General features: G+C 59.7%; 15 protein-coding genes. 9 read left to right on the top strand and 6 right to left on the bottom strand.

All coding sequences use genetic code 11. The annotated features are described in order from the left end of the window. From tuf to rplL, 8 genes are all read left to right on the top strand, one after another. Nucleotides 1–140, top strand: a 140-nt coding sequence (gene tuf / locus VFZ66_07670; GenBank protein ID HEX6289053.1) for an elongation factor Tu, incomplete at its 5' end; no start/stop codon positions are given. Nucleotides 141–212: 72 nt separating this feature from the next. Further along, a complete protein-coding gene (rpmG, locus tag VFZ66_07675; GenBank protein HEX6289054.1) occupies nucleotides 213–380 on the top strand; it encodes a 50S ribosomal protein L33 in 168 nt (55 codons plus the stop codon). A gap of 85 nt (nucleotides 381–465) precedes the next feature. After that, nucleotides 466–672 (top strand): preprotein translocase subunit SecE, encoded by a 207-nt coding sequence (gene secE / locus VFZ66_07680; protein ID HEX6289055.1) that lies wholly within the window; start codon nucleotides 466–468, stop codon nucleotides 670–672. 84 nt (nucleotides 673–756) lie between these two features. After that, a complete protein-coding gene (gene nusG, locus VFZ66_07685; GenBank protein HEX6289056.1) occupies nucleotides 757–1,281 on the top strand; it encodes a transcription termination/antitermination protein NusG in 525 nt (174 codons plus the stop codon). A gap of 106 nt (nucleotides 1,282–1,387) precedes the next feature. Continuing rightward, on the top strand, nucleotides 1,388–1,813 hold the full coding sequence (rplK, locus tag VFZ66_07690) for a 50S ribosomal protein L11 (protein HEX6289057.1): 426 nt from the start codon (nucleotides 1,388–1,390) through the stop codon (nucleotides 1,811–1,813). A gap of 259 nt (nucleotides 1,814–2,072) precedes the next feature. Next, nucleotides 2,073–2,798 (top strand): 50S ribosomal protein L1, encoded by a 726-nt coding sequence (rplA, locus tag VFZ66_07695; protein HEX6289058.1) that lies wholly within the window; start codon nucleotides 2,073–2,075, stop codon nucleotides 2,796–2,798. A gap of 222 nt (nucleotides 2,799–3,020) precedes the next feature. Then, entirely contained in the window at nucleotides 3,021–3,566 is a 546-nt protein-coding gene (rplJ, locus tag VFZ66_07700; protein HEX6289059.1) for a 50S ribosomal protein L10, read from the top strand. 82 nt (nucleotides 3,567–3,648) lie between these two features. Further along, nucleotides 3,649–4,047: a 50S ribosomal protein L7/L12 gene (gene rplL, locus VFZ66_07705; protein ID HEX6289060.1), complete on the top strand. Its 399-nt coding sequence runs from the start codon at nucleotides 3,649–3,651 to the stop codon at nucleotides 4,045–4,047. A 136-nt stretch (nucleotides 4,048–4,183) separates the two neighbouring features. Here rplL and VFZ66_07710 read toward each other — a convergent pair whose 3' ends face one another. Both VFZ66_07710 and VFZ66_07715 read right to left on the bottom strand, forming a co-directional pair. After that, complete coding sequence (locus VFZ66_07710) at nucleotides 4,184–6,145, bottom strand: methyltransferase domain-containing protein (GenBank protein HEX6289061.1); 1,962 nt, start codon at nucleotides 6,143–6,145, stop codon at nucleotides 4,184–4,186. After that, nucleotides 6,142–6,609, bottom strand: coding sequence for a hypothetical protein (locus VFZ66_07715; protein HEX6289062.1), 468 nt, complete (start codon nucleotides 6,607–6,609; stop codon nucleotides 6,142–6,144). Before VFZ66_07715 ends, VFZ66_07710 begins: the two co-directional genes overlap by 4 nt. 217 nt (nucleotides 6,610–6,826) lie before the next feature. Between VFZ66_07715 and VFZ66_07720 the strand changes: the two genes are divergently transcribed. Then, nucleotides 6,827–10,261: a hypothetical protein gene (locus VFZ66_07720; GenBank protein HEX6289063.1), complete on the top strand. Its 3,435-nt coding sequence runs from the start codon at nucleotides 6,827–6,829 to the stop codon at nucleotides 10,259–10,261. Nucleotides 10,262–10,292: 31 nt separating this feature from the next. On the opposite strand, the gene VFZ66_07725 is transcribed toward VFZ66_07720, so the two are convergent. Genes VFZ66_07725 through VFZ66_07740 form a run of 4 tightly spaced genes read right to left on the bottom strand, consistent with a single transcriptional unit; the run spans nucleotide 10,293 to nucleotide 18,688 of the window. Next, on the bottom strand, nucleotides 10,293–12,428 hold the full coding sequence (locus tag VFZ66_07725) for a glycosyltransferase family 39 protein (GenBank protein ID HEX6289064.1): 2,136 nt from the start codon (nucleotides 12,426–12,428) through the stop codon (nucleotides 10,293–10,295). Then, nucleotides 12,425–14,656, bottom strand: a complete 2,232-nt coding sequence (locus VFZ66_07730; GenBank protein ID HEX6289065.1) for a hypothetical protein — start codon at nucleotides 14,654–14,656, stop codon at nucleotides 12,425–12,427. The genes VFZ66_07725 and VFZ66_07730 overlap by 4 nt, the downstream gene beginning before the upstream one ends. 22 nt (nucleotides 14,657–14,678) lie before the next feature. Further along, nucleotides 14,679–16,676 carry a glycosyltransferase family 39 protein gene (locus VFZ66_07735; protein HEX6289066.1) on the bottom strand — a complete coding sequence of 666 codons (1,998 nt, stop codon included), beginning with the start codon at nucleotides 16,674–16,676 and terminating at the stop codon, nucleotides 14,679–14,681. After that, a complete protein-coding gene (locus VFZ66_07740) occupies nucleotides 16,673–18,688 on the bottom strand; it encodes a glycosyltransferase family 39 protein (GenBank protein HEX6289067.1) in 2,016 nt (671 codons plus the stop codon). The genes VFZ66_07735 and VFZ66_07740 overlap by 4 nt, the downstream gene beginning before the upstream one ends. Nucleotides 18,689–18,708: the final 20 nt, after the last annotated feature.

An 18,708-nucleotide genomic window follows, 5' to 3' on the forward strand; every position in this document is an offset into this window, starting at 1 on the left:
AGATGGTGATGCCGGGGGACAACGTCCAGATGGGCGTGGAGCTGATCGTGCCGGTGGCGATCGAAGAAGGCTTGCGGTTCGCGATCCGCGAAGGCGGGCGGACGGTAGGCGCCGGTGTCGTCACCAAGATCGAAGAGTAACTCGCATAGCACACACGGCAGGGTGAGGGATCACGCATCCCTCACCCCTTAGCTACTTCTAAGGATAGGGACATGGCTTCAAAGAAGGGCAATCGCATCGTTATCACCCTGGCGTGTACCGAGTGCCGCGAGCGCAACTACACGTCGCAGAAGAACCGCAAGAACGACCAGGGCCGTCTGGAGCTTCAGAAATACTGCCCGCGCTGCCGCGTCCATCGGCCGCACCGGGAAACCAAGTAGCGTCAGGCACACGATCGACCGAACCGCGAGACAGGCGTCTCGCTGCCTACACCGACCGAGAACAGCGGTCTAAAAGGAGCGCACAGTGGCCGTGGTCAAAGACAGCAAACAAGAAGGCGGCATCCAGCGTTGGTTCCAAGAAACGCGCGGGGAGCTGCGTAAAGTCGTATGGCCGACCCGCGAAGAGGCTCTGCGGCTAACGTACGTCGTTATCGCGATCTCGCTGGTTATGGGTGCCGTGCTGGGACTGATGGATCTGACCCTCAACACGCTCTACGGCCTGCTGGTATAGGATCATTGCTGGCGTTGAGCTGGGAGGCGACAAGTGGCCGAACGTGATGAAACAGCACGAGTAACACCGCCAGAAGGTGAAGAGATCCGCTGGTACGTGATCCATACCTACTCGGGCTACGAAAACAAGGTCAAGCAAAATCTGGAGCATCGCATCGAATCGATGGAGATGAGCGACCAGATTTTTCGCGTCGTCGTGCCGACCGAGGAAGAGATCGAGATCAAGAACGGTCAGCGTCGAACGGTCAACAAAAAAGTTTTTCCAGGCTATGTTCTGGTGCAGATGAAGCTGACCGACGACTCGTGGTACGTTGTGCGGAACACGCCCGGCGTCACCGGATTTGTTGGCCTGGGCACGCGGCCCACACCGCTGGAAGACAGCGAGGTCAAGGCGATCCTCAAGCAGATGGAAGAGGAAGCGCCCAAGGTGCGGGTCAACTACCAGGTCGGCCAGGCCGTCAAGATCACTGATGGACCGTTCACCGATTTCGAGGGCACCGTCGATGCCATCGACCAGGAGAAGGGTCGTGTGCGGGTGATGGTGTCGTTCTTTGGCCGCGACATGCCCGTCGAGCTTGATTTTCTTCAGGTCATGCGACTGGTAGATTAGAAAGAAATGCGCCATTCGATCGAGTGATGCAGGCGCTTCCCGACGGATAACGCCTGGACGCTCTTGACGCTTTCGCTTTTGATACAGTCTTTTATCGGAGGTATCCGTGGCAAAAAAAGTCACCGCTGTCGTACGGCTCCAGCTTCCGGCTGGCAAGGCCAATCCGGCACCGCCAGTCGGCCCCGCGCTGGGCGCGACCGGCATCAACATCATGGGTTTTTGTAAGGAGTATAACGAGCGCACCGCGTCCCAGGTCGGGATGATCATCCCGGTCGAAATTACGGTGTTCTCGGACCGCTCCTTTACCTTTATCACGCGCACGCCGCCCGCCGCCGATCTACTGCGCAAGGCCGCGAAGATCGACAAGGGCACCGGCACGCCGAGCCGCGCGGTCGCGGGATCGATCAGTCGCGCGCAACTGCGCCAGATCGCCGAAACCAAGATGGCCGACCTGAACGCGGTTGACGTCGAGGGGGCGGAGAAGATCATCGCTGGCACCGCGCGCTCGATGGGCATCGCCATCAGCGACTAATAGGGAGCACAGCCAGACAAAGAACAAAGAACAAAGGATTGATACGCCTGAGCTGCGCTCATACGTCTTTGTGCGCCGGGCGCCCTTTGGGCATGGCACCCGGTTTCGTTGTTCTTTGTGCTTCCTAAGAGTCCTTGTACATTTAGCAAGATCTGATATACTGCAACGGCTGCGCTTCGAGTCGTCAAAGCACTCGGCGCAGCACGATTATGTCTAGGGTGGGAGAGCATCGGCTCGCTATCACCACAGGAGAATATTCATGGCTCAGAAGCACGGTAAAAAGTATCTGGCGGCGGCTGCCAAAGTCGATCGCGACCGCATTTACTCGCCCGACGAGGCAGCGCAGCTTGTCAAGGATACGTCCTACACGAATTTCGACGGCACCGTCGAGGCCCATCTGCGGCTCGGCATCGATCCGCGCCACGCGGACCAGCAGGTGCGCACCACTGTCTCGCTGCCGCACGGCACCGGCAAGCAGGTGCGTGTCGCCGTGTTTGCGCAGGGGGACGCCTCGCGCCTCGCGGAGCAGGCAGGCGCGGATGTTGTCGGCGCGGACGACCTGATCACGCGGATCGAGAAAGAAGACTTTCTTGAGTTCGACGTGGCGATTGCGACGCCCGACATGATGGGCAAGGTAGGCAAGCTTGGCCGCATCCTTGGTCGGCGTGGCCTGATGCCCAACCCGAAGAGCGGCACAGTCGTGCAGCCTCAGGATATGGCCCGCGCGATCGGCGAGCTGCGCCGGGGCAAGGTCGAGTTCCGCAACGATAAGACCGGCCTGCTGCACGTGGCGATCGGCAAGACCTCGTTCAGCGCCGAGCAGATCCGCGATAATTTTGCGGCGCTGATGGATGCCGTCAAGGCGGCTAAGCCGAGCGGCGCGAAGGGCGTGTACATCAAGAGCATCACGCTGACCAACACGATGGGACCTGGCATTCCGATCGACATCAGCGCGGCGCAGAGCTTGAGCGTCGCCCAAGAATAACGCGATCCTTTTGGGCTATTGTGTGGTAGAATACTCCAGGCAATAGCACTATTCTTATAACTGCATAGCCCTAGACAGCCGGCGCTCACAATGAGCTTAATGGCCCAGCCACCTGCCGAGGCACCCAGATGCATCAGATGCCACGATTGATGGCTGCGTGTATTGTGTGGTTTCGCTGTCTAGGACATGCGAAACCATTTTGTTTGCAAAGGGGGTGAATCTATGCCGAATAAGCAAAACCTGGCTGCTGTCGAAGAGCTGAAGGATAAACTGGGCCGCTCACAGTTGACGCTGGTCAGCGAGTACCGTGGCCTGACGGTAGCCGAGATGGCCGATCTGCGCAACGCGGTGCGCAAGACCAACGCCGAAGTGATCGTCGCCAAGAATACGCTGACGAAGATCGCGGCGAACGAGATCGGCATCACCGGCCTCGACGAGTTCCTGGGCGGTCCGGTCGCGCTGACTCTGGCCTACGGCGATCCCGTGGCGGCGGCGAAAGCCCTCAACGATTACCTGAAGGGCGCGAAGAAGGCGATGACCGTGCGCGGCGGTATGCTGGGCACGACCCGGCTCACGGGCGGCGATCTGGATCGGGTTGCCAGCACGCCGAGCCGCGAGCAGAGCATCGCCCGGATCATGGGCGGCGTGAACGCTCCGGCCAGCCGCATCGTCGGCGCGCTCAACGGCGTGATGCGCAACATCGCCTACATCCTGTCGCAGGTCGGCGAGGGCAAGGCGAATCCTGGCGGCGCAGCCACCGAGGCATAGAAGGAAAATCGTGCAGCGCTCAGGTTGCTGAGCGGCAGCTTGATATTGATCTATTCACTTTATCTATAGGAGAACCTAAGCAATGGCATCCGAGAAAGTTCAGAATATTCTGGAGCAGATCCAGGGCTTGACGCTGCTTGAGGCGGCTGAGCTGTCGAAGGCGATGGAAGAGGCGTTCGGCGTGAGCGCCGCGGCTCCCGTGATGATGGGCGGCATGGCTCCTGCGGCTGGCGGCGACGGCGGCGCGGCTGCTCCGGCGGTGGTCGAGAAGGACGAGTTCGATGTGATCCTGACGGCGGCGGGCGCGAACAAGATCAACGTGATCAAGGCGGTCCGTGAGCTGACCAGCCTGGGCCTGAAGGAGGCCAAGGATCTCGTCGACGGCGCGCCGAAGCCGGTCAAGGAAGGCGTGTCGAAGGAAGAGGCCGAGGCTGCCCGCGCCAAGCTGGCGGATGCGGGCGCGTCGGTCGAGGTCAAGTAACGACTTCAATCGCGGATGGGGCGAGCATAATGCTCGCCTCGTTTGTGTTTAAGATAGCTGCCTATCCATAATTTCATCTAGGGCAGGGCTGCGGAAGGCACGCATGATCCTTCGAGCAAATAAAAGAGAGCTTCTCTCATTTCGTGAAGGCATAAACATATACACCACCCACATTATCAATATCAGTTGGGCCAATTTTACACTTAAATATAATGTTGAATCCCATCAACTTTAGCAGTCTTTCATAATGTTCACAAGAAACTTTAAAGTCTCCCCATCCTTTTAGCCCAGACTCTAAGGCTCCTTCTTCTAAACGTTCCAAGATCGGATGGTTTTCTGCCTTGGCAATAGAAATTATATGATGATGATACAATTCCAAAGCTCGTTTCCTCGCATTATCATCTTTATCATCATGTTCCGGCAAAAATTCATCTCCAACAATGACAACCCCACCATCTTCAAGATTACTTTGGATATTTCTAAAATATTTAGGTTTATCCAAAAAGTAGATGTGATGATCTGCAAAAGAAGAGACGATAAACTTAAACTTACCACCTGGATTGTATCGTCTACTATCTTTGTTCATCGGCTCAAATTTTGTATTTCGGCATTCCATGTCTGATATCAAGCGTGCCATGTTCTTCTTTAAGAGATGGAAGCACGCCCAGTCAATCTCCATAGCGACAATGTCTAAGTTTTCAAGCTGTGCTAACCTCTTCGTAAATATTCCTGTTCCAGCACCCAGCTCTAAAACTCGCTCCACAGAGCTTGTATCACTTCGGTACTGATTTATAAGTTCAATCATTTTATCCATCATTTGTGAGTAATAGGCATGTTCTTCTTCATGTTCATCATACTCAGTAACTTCTATATAAGACGACATCTCTACCTGTCTTTTTCCAAATGCCCTAAATTCAGGAGTAAAGACTTTGTCTAACAAATCCTCTACTTGCCGATCATCCTCCACATTTATCGTCTTATCAATAAGAATTGCAATCTTAAGAATTCCAGATATAGCCTCTTCATGCCTGGATACTTCGGAGGCAAGGGTAGAAAAACGAATCATCTTTAGAGGGAGCGCACCTCGTTCCTGAGATGATGACTCGGCATAGTAGGCAAGGAGTGGTGTTGATGCACCTCCAACGATACTAAAATCTTGAACGTAATCTGGATATTCACCAGCCAATCTATTGAAGCTCAAGGCATAAACGTTGTACTGGCTAGCGTGTCTTAGCAACATTGCCAGATTGGCCTTTAGATGATCACGTTCACGGAATACGAAAACTCGCGTACTATCTTTGTTAGTTGCTTTTCGTATCTCCTCACCCTCCTTTTGGGGCCAAAATTTCTCAATGGCATCAACTATAGCGATAGCTTTCACAACTGGATTAAATGTCTTTAGCAAATTAACCAAATGCAAAGGATACAAAGTAAGGGGAACATCATAATAAGGACCAGCCTCCTTTAAGCTAGTTTTGACCTGCTGTAATGAATCAAATATTACTTGTGTAAAGTATCTATTTTCCGCAAACCACTTCCTGTCTCGTACTTCAGCCAGTGTATCAGCTAATTCTTGATTAAGATGACCAAGGCCAATCGAAATATCTGAATGAACAGATGGAATTTCATTTAATTCCTTATCAAGATCTGCCCACAAGTAGTCAAAGTTAATGTCAAGCTGACCTTGAAAGACCTTTTGGTCGCCTAATATCTCATTGATCGCAAAAACCAGCTTTCTTGTACCAGCCTTATCGGCCTTAACAGCATTGAATTGCTCTAGTGGTGGTTTAAGGTCGCTAGCTTCGAGGTCATATAAGTAGGGACACACAGAGCCTTCACCAGCAGTTTTTGATAAAGCACCACTTTCAAACAATAACCAGGGAGCTTTCAAGTTCTCCGGTGTAAGGCACAAAATACCAAAGACACTCTCCCGTAATGCTGCATTGATAACCTCACTCCATCTTGCAGCAGCACGGATATCTACGGTCGATACAAAGACTTCTACCGGGGCAGTCTGAAAAACCCTTTTCAACCAGGGGGCTATAGCATCTGCTATTTGTCGGCTCCGTCGCCCCGACCAACTAATAAATATTTTCATCTCCAAGCTCCTACACCAAGTTCTAGTTTGTTATTGTGGTGGAGAAAAGATATACCAGCAATAATACAAGATTCATGTTCGTTTGAGAACCCCAGAGATAATCGGGAGAGAACGGAGATGGGTGTTTCAGAGGGGCTCGCGTGAAGGCCAGCGGATGCTGACGACGATCGGGCCTCGGCCCGCCACGAGTGCGGCACATGCGGCCCCCACAGCACAAAATCGCCCTCATGCTCCAGCAGCACATCGCGATCGGGAAAGCTGATCCGAAAGCGTCCGCGCACCAGAATGCTGATCGTCGTGGCGTCGTTGGCGGACCACGTGGCGCCGGTCTGGCCTGCGGGATGATCGCCCCACTTGCTCTCAACCTCTGATGAGTGCAGCGGAGCGCCGGGCAGGCCCATGAAGTGGCCGACGAACCAGCCGCGCCGCGCTACCTCACGTGCATTTCCGGCGTAGATCTCCATACAACTCCTAGCAGCCATATTCATCGTTCGCAAAGCCGATCGCTTGCAAGCTCTGCTACACTATGCTTGGGCAGAACGATACTCACACATACTAATTCCCCTGTTCAATCCTTGCCGACGATAACATACACTCGTATTGCGCGAAGCAGCGCTGGGCATCATAAGCATCTATCCCATCAGCATGGCTGGTGATGCATGCATGTGAAGGAGCGGAGCGATGAGCACAGCACCACTTGAGAGCGGAACATACGATTGGCGTCAGACGAAGTTATGGCAACTGCTTGAGCAAACTGACAAACCGGAAGCCGAACCCGTCCGAACCACGCTTCAAGTGTGGCTGCCTACCATCCAGAAGATCTTGAATCAAGGAGGCACCGCTCCGCTGGATTTCACGCTACACGATGCAGAACATTCCTTCCGAGTCGCCGAGCGCATGGTCGATGTTATACCGGACGATGTTTTAGCGGAGCTATCGACCTACGAGCTAGCGCTCCTGCTGCTGTCCGCCTACCTCCACGATATTGGGATGACCCCCGGCCAGAGTTTGCTCAGATCGCACCATGATTACCTGCTCACCGGCGACCGTCAAGGACTTGATCAAGCACAGATCGACACCTTCCAAACCTGGCTCGACGATTGGAACGAAGATATAACCATTCCGCTTGCCGAGGGCACGCCCACACCGGCGACGCTCTGTAAAGCGCAATTGCTCATCACGCACTACTGCCGCGCACGCCATGTGGATTGGAGCGAGAAGTGGATCGACGACAACTTCACCGAGCAAAAACAAAAGCTTGGCTCCTACGCCCAATGGATCGAAGACCTCAAAACGCTGTGCCGCAGCCATCATCAAGGCTATGCCGAGCTCATGGAGACGCGCTTCGATCCCAAGCCCGTGGGAAGTGCGGGCATGGTCGTTCATCTGCGCTACCTCGCGGCTGTGCTGCGTGTGGCCGATATTCTAGAGTTCGATCCTGAGCGAACGCCGGAGGTCGTCTTCCAGCACCGCGCTGTGAGCCCAGGCAGCGCTATCTATTGGTATAAAGATCATTCCGTCACCTCTCTCTTCGACAACCGGCGGCTGACCATCTCCGCCGAGTCGCCGGATGCGCGGATTCACCGCGCGATCGAGATCATGACCGACGACATCGAGGCCGAGCTGCAACTTGTGCGCCGAATTGACGATGAGAAACGTTTTGAAATCGCCAATTTTCAAGAGGAACCGCTCCCGCATCAGTGGAACATTCTTCCCGATGTGCGCCGTAACATTCGTCCCCGGCACGATGCCTACGAATATATCGACGGCGCATTTCGCCCCGACACTCAAAAACTGCTGCAACTGCTATCCGGCAAAGAATTATATGGCGATGAGATGGTTGCCATTCGTGAGCTGCTGCAAAACGCTTTTGACGCGGTACGTGAGCAGATCGCGTATGAGCGGCTGAACAGGCAGCATCCGGGCGATCCCAAGTGGGAAGAAAGACTCGGCGACATTCATGAGGTCGAAGTGCGCCTGGAATTCGATGGAGATGAGATCTGGCTGGTCTGCACCGACGACGGCGTAGGCATGACCAAAGCGATTATTCGTGATTACCTGCTGGTAAGCGGCAACGCGCATCACCGTGATGTGCGCTTATTGGAGCGTCGCTGTAGGAAGGCAGGGTTTGAGCTTGGGCGTACCGGACAGTTTGGCATCGGCGTGCTCAGCTACTTCATGATCGCCGACCAGGTGCAGATCCGCACACGCCGCAGCGGTCTTGCCGGAGACGCCGAGCTAACCGGCTGGTCTTTCGAGACAGAGGGCATTGGATCGTTTGGTGAGCTGAGGAAGGATCAAGGATGGCGACAAGGCACGCAGGTGCGGCTGCGGTTGAGTCAGCAAGGAATCCAAGCGCTTGGAAAGTCACAATATGACTCCTTTGAAACCGAGTTCTCAGAGTCCCTAGAAACCCCTCATGGTAATCTTCAAGATCACATGCGTGTTAGATTAGCCGATTACCTCAATGACACGTTACGCTATGTTCCGTGCAACGTTCGATTGACTACGAATCTTAGCAAGGGCGCACTTCTTACTCTGAATCCCGGATGGACGCGAGAGCCAGGCGACTTGTCAGGTATTTGGTCAGATATCGGAGAACTGATGAGTAGATCCACAGCACGTCAAAATACTGAGGATGAGCTGCTGCCTGCTCGACTTAGAGAGGAGCACGAAGCTAAACGCCAGAAAGACGAAGAGGAATGGGCCTCTTATAAGAGTCTACCTCACGAGATCCAGAGTTGTTTGACATGGGAGACAGTTGTGGGCAGCCTTCCCAACAACTTAGGAAGTTTTCGCATCCATATTCCCGTGTTTAAGCTTGAGGGAGGGCACTCACACTTTTTTGCACGCCTGGCGAAAGACGATGGTCAGATCAGTATAAGATTGCTTGGTGGTTGTCACTTTTACATTCCACAGGCCAAACTTTATATGAGCTGGAAAGGTATGGCTCTTGATTCAAATAGCGCACCTTTTGTGAGGTACTCTTACGTTAGAAGTATATTTGAGAATCCGCTAAAGAATGCAATCGTTGAGATAGATTGGCACAGTATGGAGGTTGGTGTTCTCTCGGTAAGTCGGGAGAAGATTATTTTAAGTGAGGTTGGAAAGGAGGCATTAGATTGGCTTCAACTGCCCATAAGAACAAAAATCGAAGAGTTTATATCCAAGAACCAAGACTCGCCTTTTGTCCAACTCAGCCAACTCCTAGCAGCAGAAGATCCTTCCATAGTAACTAAAGATACATGGTTATCTCTCAACCCATCTCAGGATCGTGGAGGAAAATGGGAAGCAGTTCAATTTCCCGCGATTGATCGCTGCAGTATTTTTAGATCACATTTGTTCGACATAGATAAGCTGTACTGGAAGGGAGAACGTGTCCACCAATTGATGCCAATACAACTATTCCAAGCAGAGAGATGGAGTTCAATGGGAGATGCTTACATATTAAGCTGGAGCAAATCTAATTACTTTGCCGACCGTCTCGTTAAGCTGAGACATAGTGAAGGTTCGATTGTTGTTGAGCTCTGGCTGCGCAAGCCTGCTTGGGGCAATGCGGGTTACTTCGGTGATGTCAAAAGCACATTTCCACCAAGCTGGGCACGTCTTGCATATGTAACCATTAATCCTCAATGGACTGAGACAAGATATATTGGGAATAGGGATCATCCAATAGGCCAGGCAGCAGATCCTAATGTCGAAACATGGATCAAACAGGCATTTGGTGAGTTTCCCTGGATTAGTAAACTGGACCCTCGTCCACATAGAGACGCACTTCTCGCTGAAAGAGAGAAAGCTATCGGGTGGTTAGCTCGTGTTCTACAACAACCCAACAAAGATTTTTGGGATGCGCTCACCGAACAAGAGGGGGCATTTTTGCGGGAAGTTTGGCAACTTATATTTGCTTCTACCCAACCAAGCCCTATAGAAACACCGATTTACAGTCTACATCAGGCGTTATTTAGTGTTAGTCAAAGGCCAGCGCGTTCTGTGCTCTGGATTCTTACTCCCGCATCCTGCGAAGTTATCGACGATCCGGCGGAGATTGAGAAATATCTGCCCGATCCTGGGCCGGAGTGGACGCTAGCGGTGGTTGAGCGAGATGAGCAGGAGTGACACCCCGCCCAACCACCGCTAAAGCATGCTGCTACCGCTCCACCGCCACGCTGTGGACCATCACACTGAGCGGACGCGGATCGGCGCTGGCCGGATCGGCGCGCATCGGCAGGTAGGTCGGCGCGTGGAGCCGCAGGCGAAGCTGACGCTGACCGGCAAGCGCGGGCGGTACGGACAGGCGATACACCCGCCACTGCGCATCGGGACGCAGCACGGCAGCCGGAGCGTTACCGACCGAAATCTGAAGCGGCCCGTCCAGCGGGATCGGCGCGGCGAGCACCATGCTGACGGTATTCCCTGCGGCAAGCGGCTGCTCCAAGGGAAGCACAATCTCACCGTCGCCCAGCAGCCAGCGAAAGGTCAGATCGCCGCTGCGCTCACTGCCCGCAAAGCCCGCGACATAGCCAAGATCGAGCGCATCGTCGCCGAGCACCAGCGACTCGCGAGGCTCGACCGGCACATAATCGAGCGCCCAGCGCTGCGCATCCTCGCCCGCCCGCTCCTCAGCCGGATTGAGCAGCGGGCGCGCATGGGATTCATCGCCAACGGCACGGCTGAGCACACCCGCGACCAGCCCGGAGCGGCGCGAGTCGTTGGACGAGAGCACGGCCAGGGCCTCGGATCTGCGGCCCTGCGCAGCCAGCGTCAGCGCCAGCGACAGCTCGCTCTCGACAAATTCGGGATCGACCTTCAGCGCGGCGCGATACTCACGCTCAGCCGCTTGGTAGTCGCCGCGCGCAGACGCCTGATCACCGCGCCACACGTAAAGCTCGCGCTGCACACCCCGCCCGATGATCTCAGGATAGTTGCGATAGGTCAAGAAGAGCGCGGCAAGGATGATCGCGGTGCTGTAGACGATTGCCCCGCGCCAGTGGAGATCGCGCAGGCTGGCCCCTAGACGCGGGGCGTAGCTCAGCGTCCAACCGGCGTACAGCCCCAGCAGCAGCCAGATCGACAGCAGGTAGCGCGGCTCGACATGAAAGACCAGCACCGTCGCGAAGGAGTAGAGCAGCCACAGGCCCAGCAGCGCCTTGAAGGCGCGATCGGTGGCGGGATGCAGCAGGCCGATCACGCCTGCGAGCGAGGCGACAAGCCAGAGCAGATCGCCGAAGAGGCCGAGCGGCGCGGCCTCGCGCAGCGGACGGGTAAAAAAGCTGCGCTTAACCCAAAAATCCTCGACAAACTGCGCCTTCCAGATATGGAGAAAGGTCGGCCAGACGTTGCGGAACGGACGCAACGGCTCCGCGCTCAAGATCTCACGCACGCGCGCAGAGGCGTATGCCTGCCGATCGGCCTGCGGAAGCTGGCGCAGTTCCTCGATCTTGGCGTTGCGCTGATCGGGGCTGCCGAGATCCAGCCAGAGATTGATCGGGCCGAGCGTATCGATCGGGATGAAGCGCTGATAGACGATCCAGTTGCGCGCGGTCCACGGCAGCACGATGATCAGCGTGCAGACCGCCAGCACCGCAAAAGGCACGACCGACGAGCGCAGCGCGATCCGCGCCAATTGGGAGCGCGCCAGCTTCTCTGCGAGGCCACGCTCCGGGCGCGGCCAGTTGCGCAGCAGCAGCCAGGGCACCGCAAAGACCAGCGCGTACAGCGCCGGAGAGCGTGTCAGCGCGGCCATGCCCAGCACGAGGCCGGAGAGCACCAGATCGCGGTAGCGTCCGGTCTGATCGAAGCGCAGCAGCAGCCACAGATGCAGCGTGAACAGAAACAGATAGATCGGCTCGGAGAAGAGCGTCGCGGGCAGCTCGACAAACGGAAACCAGACCGCCCAGAATCCGGCGAAGAGCAGCCCCGCGCGGCGGTTGAACAGGCGCGTCGCCAGGGCATAGCACAGCGGCACCATCAGCACGCCGAGCACCGTTTGAAAGCCCTGGATCAGGCGCACCCCGAACGACGGAGCCTGGTTCAGCAGCAGCGCGAGCTTGAGCCAGGCCGCGAAGACCCAGACATGAAAGGGTGGCCGGATCAGCCAGGAATCGTCGACGTACTGGCCGGTGACAGCAAAGCGCAGCGCCCGCTGGAAATAATCGCCGTCGTCGGCGTTGGAGAACTGCGGCCACAGCGGATTGATCGTGAGATACCAGATGCGCAGCGCCAACGCGATCAGCAGCAGCAGCAGTAGCACCCAGTGTCGGCGAAGCGTGTATACAACCTTCATTGATCTATCAAGATGTGATATGGCTCGACCACGACGAGCGACGACAGCGCCGGTCGTTTCTGGTGCGACGGCCATACCACGTAGCGAGCGATTGACGAGTCGGAGGGCGCGGGCAGCAGCGCTTGCGGCACCAATGCCCGATCCTGATGCTCCAGCACGTAGCGCGCGCCGATCTGCGGGCCGCGCGCCAGCACCGCCACAAGCACGATGCCCAGCGCCAGCAGCCATTGCGCCCGGCTCAGATTAAGCCGCCGCGTCCATCTGCTCTGAGCGAGCACGCGCGCGGCGTACACGAGCGGCGCGGCGCTTGCCAGCGCCCAGATCGGCGCGAGCGGCAAGAAAAATCGCGGCAGCACAAAGCCGATGCAGACGCCGAGCACGTACACCAGCGCGCCGACGACGAGCAGCCGGTGACGACGATCGCCGCGCCAGAGCCAGAGCGCCAGGCCGAGCAGCGCCAGCCAGTTGGCCGGAAACGCCAGCAGCCGCAGCCCGATCGCCTGGCCGAACTCGCTCGTATCCTCAGCGCCGGTGCCGACGAACGCTTGCAGATTGCGCAGCCAGTTACCGAAAAAGCGCGGCGGATCGGCCAGCACGATCTCGCGCAGCGTCACATCGTCGGCGGCCTCCTGCCAGCGACCGCCGAAGTCGATGTTGCCATAGACCGCCAGCCAGATGTTTTTTGCCTGCTGGCTGTAGAGCGGAGTGCCCGTATCGGCGAGGTTTACGACGAGCTGCGGCGCGGCACCCAGCAGCCAGCCCAGCGTCAGCCAGCCACACAAACGCCAGGGTACGCGCTGCAACCAGCGACGCGGCGATTCGGGCGCGTCGGGAGCGAGCACCATCAGCGCGATCCAGCCGACCGGCAGCAGCACCAGGCCGGGATGACGGATCAGAAAGGCCAGGCCGCACAGCAGACCGGCCAGCAGCGCCGAGCGCCACGTCGCCACACGCGGCACCAGCAGCGCGGCCAGCGCTGAGGTCCAGAGCGCGGCGAAGGGCATGTCCGTGCCGACATACAGCGCGTACCGCACCACGAACGGGCTGAGCGCCAGCGCCAGCACCGCCAGCAGCGCCCCGCCACGCCGCGACTCGACCGGAGCGACGATCAGGCCAAGCAGCCAGGTCGTCAGCAGCAGCAGCAGCCCGCTCAGCGCCGCGATCGGACGGGCGGCGAGAAACGCACTCGCGCTCGTGAGCGGCTTGACCAGCCAGAGCAGGAAGGGATAGCCAAGCTGGTAGAAGCCATCGGCGCGCAGCACACAGGCCGTCTGACCCGCGCCGCACAGCAGCGCCGTCGCGCGCGTCGCAAAGACCGGAAAATCACGCTCGACGCCCGGCACCGAGAGCGCGACATGCCCGCGCGCCGTCAGCAGCAGCCAGCCGAACCACAGCAGCGGCAGCGCGACGCCAAGCGCCAGCAGCAACCTCGACTGGGCCGCAGCGCCAATCTGCGGCAGCGCGCGCACCGCCAGCAGCGCGCCGAGCGCCACCAGCAGCAGCGGCGGCAGCGTGCGCAGCGGATAGGGCGTGAGCTGCAAGCGGTAGAGCAGCAGAAAGACCAGCGCGATCGTCAGGGCGACAGCGAGCTGCCGCAAGCGACGACGCACCAGGGCCGTACCCAGGACGATCGCGGCGGCACCGTAGGCAAGCTGCGACGGATAGGGCCGGATCGGCCATGCGCTCGTCGCCAGCGCCGCGCGATCGACCTGCACGCCGCGCGTCTCGTCGTCGGCCTCGACCGGCGGCTCGACTCGCAGCTCAAGAAAGATGTCATTGGCCTTGAGCAGCCCGCCGTCGATAGTGAAGCTATGCGTCTCCCACTCGCCAGTGGCCTGAAACACGCCTAGCTCTTGCCGCCCATTGAGCAGCACACGCACCGTCGGCAGCGGCGCACCTTGTGGACGCAGTGCCCGCCAGCGCACGGTCGCCGTCGCCGGAAGACCGATCTGCGGAAAGATCAGGTACGATTGTGCCCGACTCCAGCGCAGCGGCGCTGTCGCGTGGCTTTCGGGATCGAGCACGCCCCAGCGATTGACCGGATCGTTGAAGCCCTGGGCATAGGCCGCGTCGTTGTAGCCGACGTGGACTGAGTGCCGCGCGGGAACCTGATACATCAGCACGATCAGCAGCAGCCCAGCGAGGCCCCAGGCCAGCGCGTGGAGCAGCCAGCGCAGCAGCGCCGTCGGATGGGATCGCGTCGATTGGATCGGCAGTACCCGCTTCATGCGTCGCTCGTCACCAAAACCTTTACTGCGTGATCGTGATCGTGCCCAGCGGCACCACGTTGCCGGGCTGCGCCTGACCATCGATCGTCAGCGGCGGATGCCCACCTGTCGCCGGGTCGAACATGCCGACGACCAGCGTGTACTCGCCCGGCGGCAGCGCCGGAAGCGGCACGTCGTTGACATCGACCACTATTGTACCCGCTTGCCAGGATGATGTCGGGAAGCGCCCCTGCCACGGCGGCGTGTCGCGCTGCGCCACGGTATTGCCCGCCGCGTCGCGCACATGCACAAAGATGAACACATCCTCAGCGAGCGGCTGCTCGACCTGCCAGAAAGTACGCAGCGCCAGCACGCCACCGGCCCGCAGCTCGCGCGTCGGCTGAATCCCGGCCTGTGGCTGCTCCGGGTCGGGCTGTCCTAGAGTCGCGCCCAGGAAGCGCACGCCGCCAAAGCGCGCCTCGCCCGTGGGACGCTCCGCCGCATCCGCCGCCGACAGGCCGGTCGAGTAGATCAGGAGGCGCGGGCCGAACATCTGCTGATCGGGCAGGCCAAACTCGGCCACGGCGCTGCCACCGGCCCAGCGCAGATACACGTCGGGGATCGCCCACTGCCGCCACACATCCGACGACGCGATCACGTAGGCGTAGCCCTGCTGCCGATACCAGGCCAGATCGCGCTGCGGCAGATACTCGACCTCGGTCCAGCGGCTTTCCTGCGCGCCCGGAACCGGCTTTAGCTCGGCGGCAAGCCGCACGCCCGGCGGCACGTGCGCGTCAACCCAGTGAAGCGCCTGCACGCGCGAGTCGCCGCGTCGCAGCCGATCGGCGTAGCGCAGCGCCTCGACGGACGAGGGCAGAAGCAGCAGCGCGAGCAGCACCGCGCCAGCGGCGATCAGCGCCGGACGAGGCAGCGCCGCGCGCAGACGATTGAGGAGATCGGCGAAGCCAGCGCCCGCCAGCACAAACAGCGGCACCTGCGTGGCGATGATGTTGCGCATCCAGTGGTTGCCCTGCGGCAAAAAGATCAGCAGATAGGCCAGCAGCAGCGCCCACAGCACCACGACGCGCCAGTCGCGCCGCAGGAGCAGCGCCACGGTGCCCCACAGCGCCAGCAGGCCGCCAATCGTACCGACGGCGCGCTCACGAAAGAAGCCGAGATAGTAGCGCACCGGCCACGCGCCAGTAATATCGCCGTGCGCGCCGATCGCGTAATCGCCAAGCTGATGGGTCAGATCGCGCTGAAACTCGTCAAAGGCCAGCACGATGTAGGGCGATGTCAGCAAAAACACGCCGATCATCGCGCCAGCCGCCGCGATCAGCCGGGGCAGCGTGTGCAGCATCCGCCCGCGCCAGTGGAGCGCGTGCGCAGCCGTGATCGCCACCGCCGCCAGCGCCGCGTGATGCTTGGTCGCAGCAGCAGCGCCCGCCAGCGCGCCCGCCAGCAGATAATCGCGCCAGCCGCCCCGCTCGTAGATCGCCAGCGTCCAGACCAGCGCCAGCGCGACAAAGAACTCGCTCGGCACGTCGGTGGTGATGTAGTGCGAGTGGATGATATGCAGGGCGTTGACCGCCAGCAGCGCCGCCGCGACCAGTCCCGCGATCGGCCCCGCCACGCGCCGGGCCAGCGTGTAGAGCGCGGGCACCGTGGCCGCGCCCGTCAGCGCGGTAGCGATACGGCCCCAGGTGAAGAAGCCCGGCACCGAAGTCGCGATGTCGGTCGTCTCCGGCAGTTGGGCCGCGCCCGCGTACCAGCCCTGCGCGATACCCCAGTGCAGATGCAGCCAGGCGACCGCGCTCTGCACGTAGATCCAGAGCGACGGATAGTAGAAGAAGTGCGGATTGGGATCGCCGTTGCGCAGCATGCGCAGCACAACATTCATGATCGCGGGCTCGTCGGGATGCGGCACGAACGGCAGCGACCAGTTGGCCTTCCAGAGACGCAGCGCCAGCGCGATCAGCGTGAGTGCGCCGAGCGCGACGAGCGCCGCCGACTGATGCCGCACCGGTGGCCGCAGCCTCACTCCCGCACCTCGATCGTCGTCAACACAAAGGTCGAGCCGTCCGATCCCGGCTCAGGATACGCCAGCGGCAGGCGCTCGCCGCTATCCATGCGGTACACGCCGATCTTGACCGTATAGCTACCGGGCGTGAGCGCCGGAAGCGGCAGATCGGCCCGATCGACGACCACCTCGTCGGGCAGCCAGCGCGACGACGGATACTCATCCTGACGCAGCAGCGCGTCGCGCTGCGCGACGACGTTTCCGGCGCTGTCCAGCACATGCACGAAGAGCGCGTAGTCGTGCGGCAGCGGCTGCTGGACCTGCCACATGAGATTGATCTGCAAGCCCTCGCCGACACGCAGCACGCGCTGATCGGCACCTTCGAGCGGCGAGATCGCCGGACGGAGCGCGCCCGGCTGAAGCTCGTAGCCCAGCAGCCACAGATTCGCGCCGAAGAGCGCCTCGCGCCGCACGATCGAGAGCCGCCCCGGATCGAAGCCGAGATCCAGCACCTCGATCCGTGGCCCTGGCTGCCCGCCCTGGTCGCCGCGAAACTCGCGCAGCAGCGTCGTGCCCGCCTTGAACTCCTGATAGATCGGCGTGTCCTGCTGGTCGCGCCAGCTATTGTTGGCGACGAGATAGCGGTAGCTGTTGGCACGATACCATTCAAGCGGATGCTGCGTCAGAAACGGCACAGGCTCGACGATCGGATCGCCCGCCCACGCGACGGGATTCAGCTCAAGCGCGATCCGCTGGCCGCGCGGCAGGGTGCTCACAAACGCCGCCGCCGCAACTTTGCTGTCGGTTCGCGCCTGAAACGCCGTCAGCCCCACCGCCGACTTCGCCGGATAGCTGTAGAGCAGCAGCACCACGCCGACGGCAGCCAGCGGTCGATAGCGCGGCATGTGCCGTCCCAGCCAGTCGATCGCCGCCGCGCCGCCGACGCCGACCGGCAGCGCGCAGAGCACCACCAGCGGCATCAGGTTGCGCATAAAATGGCCGGGCTGCGCCAGAAAGACCAGCAGATAAGGCACCGCGAAGCTCAGCCAGAGCAGGCCAAGCCGCCAGCGTCGCAGCAGCAGCGCCAGGCCGAGCAGCAGCGCCAGACTGGCCGCCGGACGCAGGCCATCGTGCCAGAAGAAATCGAGGTAGCCCGCGACGTTCCACGCGCCAAGGTAATCGCCGTGCGCGCCCGCGCCGTAGTGCGACATCTGGTGCAGCAGGCCATCGCGAAATTCGGGCCAGGCCAGCAGCGCGTATGGCGTTCCCGCCAGAAAGCTGAGCAGCGCCACCATGCCCGCTCCGAGCAGCCGCGCCGAGCGCGCTACCGCCTGCCGCCGCCAGTAGAGCGCGTGCGCCACGATCAGCGGGATCGCAATCGCTCCGGCGTTGTACTTCGTGGAGGCTGCTAGGCCCGTCCACAGCCCGGCCAGCAGATAGGATCGCCAGCTTCCGGTGTGCAGCATGGCGGTCGCGCCGAGGTAGGCCAGCAGCACGAACCAGGCGCTTGCCACATCGGTGGTGACATACTGCGAGTGACGCATATGAAACGGCAGCGTCGCCAGGAAGAGCGCCGCCAGCAGGCCCGCGCTGCGGCTCCAGGCGCTCTGACCCAGCACGAATACGCCCAGCACGGTCAGGCTGCCGAGCAGGATCGCCAGCATGCGGCCCCACACAAAGAACTCAGGGATCGTCGTGTACAGATCGGTCGTGGCGCTCAGGTGATCCAGGCCGGGGTACAGGCCGGTCGCCATGCCCCAGCGGTGATGCGCCGTGAAGATCGCGAGCAGCAGGTAGAAGTAGAACGAAGGATACAAAAAAAAGTGCGGATTCAGATCGCCGGAGCGCATCATCCGCAGCACGACATTGACCAGCGCGGGCTCGTCTGGATGATCGACGTAGGGCAGGCCCCAGCGCACGGCCCACATCCGCAGGCCAAACCCGACCGCCGTAATCGAAACCGCCAGGAGCCATTCCCAGCGCAGCCAGATAACACGCGGCTGGGGCGCGACCGAAACTTCTGGTGTGACCATGTGTTCCAATGGAGCCTACC

It is taken from the genome of Herpetosiphonaceae bacterium, assembly GCA_036374795.1.
GTDB lineage: Bacteria > Chloroflexota > Chloroflexia > Chloroflexales > Kallotenuaceae > LB3-1.

Bases quoted from the DNA above. Each gene is read 5' to 3' on its own strand.
- VFZ66_07730 (HEX6289065.1), bottom strand. From the start codon at position 14,656: ATGAAGCGGGTACTGCCGATCCAATCGACGCGATCCCATCCGACGGCG.
- VFZ66_07720 (HEX6289063.1), top strand. From the start codon at position 6,827: ATGAGCACAGCACCACTTGAGAGCGGAACATACGATTGGCGTCAGACG.
- VFZ66_07740 (HEX6289067.1), bottom strand. From the start codon at position 18,688: ATGGTCACACCAGAAGTTTCGGTCGCGCCCCAGCCGCGTGTTATCTGG.
- VFZ66_07725 (HEX6289064.1), bottom strand. From the start codon at position 12,428: ATGAAGGTTGTATACACGCTTCGCCGACACTGGGTGCTACTGCTGCTG.
- rplA (HEX6289058.1), top strand. From the start codon at position 2,073: ATGGCTCAGAAGCACGGTAAAAAGTATCTGGCGGCGGCTGCCAAAGTC.
- rplJ (HEX6289059.1), top strand. From the start codon at position 3,021: ATGCCGAATAAGCAAAACCTGGCTGCTGTCGAAGAGCTGAAGGATAAA.
- rplL (HEX6289060.1), top strand. From the start codon at position 3,649: ATGGCATCCGAGAAAGTTCAGAATATTCTGGAGCAGATCCAGGGCTTG.
- rpmG (HEX6289054.1), top strand. From the start codon at position 213: ATGGCTTCAAAGAAGGGCAATCGCATCGTTATCACCCTGGCGTGTACC.
- VFZ66_07715 (HEX6289062.1), bottom strand. From the start codon at position 6,609: ATGGAGATCTACGCCGGAAATGCACGTGAGGTAGCGCGGCGCGGCTGG.
- VFZ66_07710 (HEX6289061.1), bottom strand. From the start codon at position 6,145: ATGAAAATATTTATTAGTTGGTCGGGGCGACGGAGCCGACAAATAGCA.